Raw genomic sequence first — 4624 nt, 5'->3', positions numbered from 1 at the left:
CCACGCTCACGCCCTCGCGCTCGAGCGCGATCACGAGCCGGCGCGCCTCGAGCCCCGGGAAGCTGATGTGCAGAAGCCCCGGAAGGCGCAGCTTGCCCTGGCGCGGGCCGGACACGACGGCCCAGCCGAACTCCCCGCACAGGGCGCGCTGCAGGCGGTCGCGCAGGCGGGCGAGCCGGCGCGCCTCCTCGCCCCGCCGCGCCGCGGTGAGCTCGAGCGCCTTCGCGAAGCCGATCACGCCGGCGACGTTCTCGGTCCCCGAGCGCACGCCGTTCTCCTGCCCGCCGCCAAGCACGAGCGGCCGCAGGGCCACGTCGTCGGAGGACCACAGGAGCCCCACCTGCTTGGGGCCATAGATCTTCGCTGCCGAGAGGGTCAGCATATCGCACCCGAGCGTGCCCACGTTGACGGCGAGCGAGCCCGCCACCTGTGAGGCGTCGGTATGGAGCCAGATCGGCTCCCGCTCCCCCGCCGCCAGGCGCCGGTCGCGCTCCGCGGCGACGACGCGCGCGATCTCGCGCACGGGCTGCATCGCGCCGACCTCTCCGTTGGCAAGCTCGACCGAGACGAGCCTCGTCTCGGGCGTGATTGCGGCGGCGACGTCTGCGGCGCTGACGCGGCCGTCGGGCCCCACGCCCACGACCGCGCACCCGCCGCCCGCGGCCGCCGCGCACGCGAGCACGCTCTCGTGCTCGACGGCGTCCACGACCACATGGGCGTCCGGGCCCGCCGCTGCGAAGGCGAGGTTGTTCGCCTCGGTGGCGCCCGCGGTGAAGGTCACGTTGCCGGGGCGGGCGCCGATGGCGTGGGCGCACGCAGCGCGCGCGTCCTCGACGTCGGCTCGGACGGCTCGGGCGGCGGCGTAGGGCGCGCTCGGGTTCTCGAACGCATCTGTGAAGTAGGGCAACATCGCGTCGACGACCTCGGGGTCCATCGGCGTGGCGGCGGCGTAGTCCAGGTAGACGGGGCGACGATCGGCCGAAGCGGCGCCGGCAGCCCCCGCAACCCCGGCGGTACCGACTGCCCCAAGGGTTTCTTGCCCGGTATAAGCGAACGTCACTGGGAATCCCTCTCGTCGCCGATCTTCAGGTTCTCAAAGCGCCCAGAGATGAACTCGTCGCTGTAGTGCGTGTCCACCCACTGCTCAAAGGCGTTCGTGGGCGGCACGCCGGCGTCGCGGGCGGTCTTGCGGTTGAAGCACACGAGCGTCATGCCGATGTCCGCCACGAGGTAGACCGCCACAAGCGTGACGAAGAGGATCTGCCGCTGCGAGGTGGGCATGCCGATCTGGTAGAGCAGCTTCGGCATGATCAGGCGCGTCCACACGATGCCCAGAAGCCCCCAGAAAAAGAGGAACCGCCACGCGACCCACTGGGTGATGTGGTCGGGCAGGTAGGCGTAGGTCCAGGACTCAGCGTGGAAGAGCGCCTCCATGCCCCAACCGGTCACCTGCTCGAGGCCGCCTCCGATGGCCGCGGAGATGAGGAAGACCTGCCAGGTCTTCGCGCCGTGGCGACGCATCTGGAAGCAAAGCACGGTCAGGAGCACGGCGCCGGTGCCGTACAGCGGGCTGAAGGGCCCCCACACGAGGCCGACGCGGTTCTCCGTGAGGCCCGCGGTGACGAGCATCCAGGCCTCCTCGAGCAGCAGGCCGCCCATGCACCCGAGGAAAAAGATGATGATGACCTGATACCAGCCGAGATGCATGTTGTCGAGGTACTCGTCGACGGCCTCGTTGGCGGCCTGCCAGCGGGCGAACACACGGGCGAGGCCGCGCTTCTGGCTCGCGCGGGCCATCTCGCGGTCGAGGGCGTCGTCGGACTCGACCATCGCGCGGACGGCGGGCTCGAGGTCCTCCTCGTCGATGCTGCGGCCACGCTGGAGCCACTCGGCGAAGTAGACGACCACACGGACGAAGCCGCGCACGATCTCGATGAGAAGGACGAGCAGAAGTAGGGTGTACAGCATAGGGGTAAGGGCTCCTAGCGACGTCGGACGGGCAGCGTTCTGCCTTTTGCGTCTATGGTAGCGCAGAGGGTGGCCCGGCAAGAAAAAAAGGCACCCCCGAAGGGGGTGCCGACAATTCCTGGAGGCGAAGCCCGGATTCGAACCGGGGGTGAGGGCTTTGCAGGCCCCTGCCTTACCACTTGGCCACTTCGCCATATGAAAGAGGCCGGAAAACCGGCCTCGGTGCTCACATGGAGCGGGCTACGGGGTTCGAACCCGCGACCTCCACCTTGGCAAGGTGGCGCGCTACCAACTGCGCTAAGCCCGCGTGACGCGATGACTTACTATACACGGACTTCTTTGCACGTGCAAGGACTTTTTTCCGTAAATCTTTTCCGATGCCGATTTCGGAAATCCCGTGCCCGGAATCGGCGCCGGCGCCTGAGGTTCTCCCAGGCGCTGATCGCAGGTCATTGGGCGGCGGGCATGAGCCGATCGGAGGGAACGTGGCCGGCAGGGTACATCTTCACGAGGCGCACGACCGTGCCCTCCCCCGTCGACTTCGGCCCGATGGTGACCGAGTCCGCCAGCAGCCGCATGAGCTTGATCCCGCGCCCGCGCTCCGCGTAGGCGTCCTCCTCGCCCGAATCGGCGCCGGAATCGGAGCCCGCGTCGCGCCCGTCCGCGCAGCCGCAGGGCAAGAAGCCCTCCCCGCAGTCGGCGACGTCGACGACGACGCGGTCGGCGTAGGCCGCCACGGTGACCAGGACCCCCTCCGCGCAGGTATGGTCGACGGCGTTGCCCAGTGCCTCGCCCGAGGCGAGGTTCATGTCGAAGATGTCGTCGTTCGAGAGCGGCAGCCCGGCGATGAGGCTGTGGAGGCGCCCGCGCGCCTGCTCGAGGCCGCCCGCGTCCACCCTGAACGTCGTGCGCCACTCGGGAAGCGCGCCGGCGGGCAGGTCCGGGACCTCGCACGAGGCCCCCGCTCGCGTGATGGGCACGAGGTCCGCCATGCGCATGACCACGAGCGAGCGGTATACCCTGTCCTTGACGTTGGTCAGCGAGAGAATCCCCCCGACCTCGCGCATCCGGCGCATCTCGCGCAGGATCATCCCGAAGCCGGCGGAGTCCGCATAGGAGGCGTTGGCCATGTTGAGGACCACGCGGCGACAGCCGGAGTCGACGAGGCCGTCGATCCATGCGCGGACCTTCGGGGCCGACCTCACGTCGAGGTCGCCGTCCACGCACACCTGGGCTATGTTCGTCTGTGCAGCCATAACCTCAGCATGCCCAGCAAAAGCGCGCGCTATTCACCTGCGCCGCCCGTGCCCTCGAACCTGAGCGAGACCATCGCCACGTCGTCCTCGAGCTTGTGCCCGGTGAACTTCTCGACCGTGTCCATAAGGCGGCTCAGGAAGCCCTCGTAGGGCTTCGCGGGGTCGCTCTCGCGCATGACCATGTCGCGCAGCCCCTGCTCGCCGAAGAACGCGCCGGACGGGTCGCGCGCCTCGGTCGTGCCGTCCGTGTAGAGCAGCAGCACGTCGTCCGCCCTGTAGCCGATCGAGCCGTCCCGGTAGGCGATATCGTGGAAGGCGCCCACGACGCCGGACTGCACGTCGAGCAGCGTCATCTCCTGGCCGCCCGCGCGGACGAGGAGCGCAGGCGGATGGCCCGCGGAGCAGTACGTTATGGTCGAGGCGTCGAGGTCGATGATGCCCACGAAGAGCGTGGCGAACGTCTCGATGCGGCTGAACCCGAGGAGAAACTCGTTCAGGCTCCGCACCATGCGCGCGGGCGCGAGGCCCTCCCAGGCGTAGGCCCCGAGCGCGGTCTTCACCGCGGCCGAGACCGATGCCGCCTCCACGCCCTTGCCGGACACGTCGCCCATGATCACGCACGCGCGGCGCCCCGGCAGGCTGATGAGGTCATAGAAGTCGCCGCCGACGAAGGCCGACGCCGTCGCCGAGGAATAGACCCCCTGAGCGTCGATGCCCTCCACGTGCTGGAGCTCGTTTCTCATCCCCGACTGGAGGGCCTGGGAGATGCGGCGGTTCTCGTAGCGGGCCTGCTCGCCCTGGAGCACGTCGCGCAGGCAGGAGGCGAGGCGCGCGAGGAAGGCGAGGTCGACGTCGTCGAAGGGCTCGGCGCCGTCGGGGCGCAGCATGAGGCAGACGCGGCGGGTGCCCGCGGCCTCGCCGCCGTCGATGAGCACGGCCTCGCAGGGTTCGCCGAGCTCGCGGAGGTGCTCGCGCAGGGAGTCGCCGGGCTGCAGCGGCACGACCGAGACGCCGTCGATGGCGTGCCCCTCGCAGAGCGCATCGAGGTCGCAGGCGATCTCCTGGCGCCCCGTGAGCGGCAGCTCGGCGACGATCCTCCCCGGGGCAGCCTCGGCGTCCGCCTCCACGAACGCGGAGTCGAGCTCTTCGGCCGCCTCGCGCATCACCTCGACGATGTCGTCGTGGGGGTTCTCGGAATCGCCGAGCCCCAGCGCCTTCTCGCGCAGGTCGGAGAGGATCTCGTCCAGCCGAGAGGAGCGCTGCGCGCGCATGGTCGCGAAGGCGCCCGCCAGCTGGACCGCGAGGTAGTGGGCGACGGAGTCGAGCAGGCGCGCGTCTTCCTTGTCGATGGGGTACTGGCGCTTCCAGCCGACCTCGATGATGGAGATCACCTCGCCGTC

The 4624-nt window shown here is 69.6% G+C and carries 4 protein-coding genes and 2 tRNA genes; all 6 read right to left on the bottom strand.

Annotated elements, in window-relative coordinates; all coding sequences use genetic code 11:
- A partial coding sequence (locus tag ACT84W_RS06580) for a cysteine desulfurase family protein (RefSeq protein WP_444328624.1) occupies positions 1 to 1060 on the bottom strand: 1060 nt, incomplete at its 3' end.
- Entirely contained in the window at positions 1057 to 1968 is a 912-nt protein-coding gene (locus ACT84W_RS06575; protein WP_444328623.1) for a putative ABC transporter permease, read from the bottom strand. The genes ACT84W_RS06575 and ACT84W_RS06580, both read right to left, overlap by 4 nt.
- Before the next feature lie 119 nt (positions 1969 to 2087).
- Positions 2088 to 2161, bottom strand: a tRNA-Cys gene (locus tag ACT84W_RS06570).
- Positions 2162 to 2199: 38 nt separating this feature from the next.
- Positions 2200 to 2275: transfer RNA gene (locus ACT84W_RS06565), tRNA-Gly, on the bottom strand.
- A 142-nt stretch (positions 2276 to 2417) separates the two neighbouring features.
- Positions 2418 to 3224, bottom strand: coding sequence for an anti-sigma factor antagonist (locus ACT84W_RS06560; RefSeq protein ID WP_444328622.1), 807 nt, complete (start codon positions 3222 to 3224; stop codon positions 2418 to 2420).
- A gap of 29 nt (positions 3225 to 3253) precedes the next feature.
- Positions 3254 to 4624: PP2C family protein-serine/threonine phosphatase (locus ACT84W_RS06555; protein ID WP_444328621.1), on the bottom strand; the 1371-nt coding region annotated here is incomplete at its 5' end.

This window comes from Paratractidigestivibacter sp. (assembly GCF_052362415.1).
GTDB lineage: Bacteria > Actinomycetota > Coriobacteriia > Coriobacteriales > Atopobiaceae > Paratractidigestivibacter.
Note: the sequence above shows the minus strand (reverse complement) of the source record. Positions and strands in the feature narration are given on the sequence as shown.

Bases quoted from the DNA above. Each gene is read 5' to 3' on its own strand.
- ACT84W_RS06575 (WP_444328623.1), bottom strand. From the start codon at position 1,968: ATGCTGTACACCCTACTTCTGCTCGTCCTTCTCATCGAGATCGTGCGC.
- ACT84W_RS06560 (WP_444328622.1), bottom strand. From the start codon at position 3,224: ATGGCTGCACAGACGAACATAGCCCAGGTGTGCGTGGACGGCGACCTC.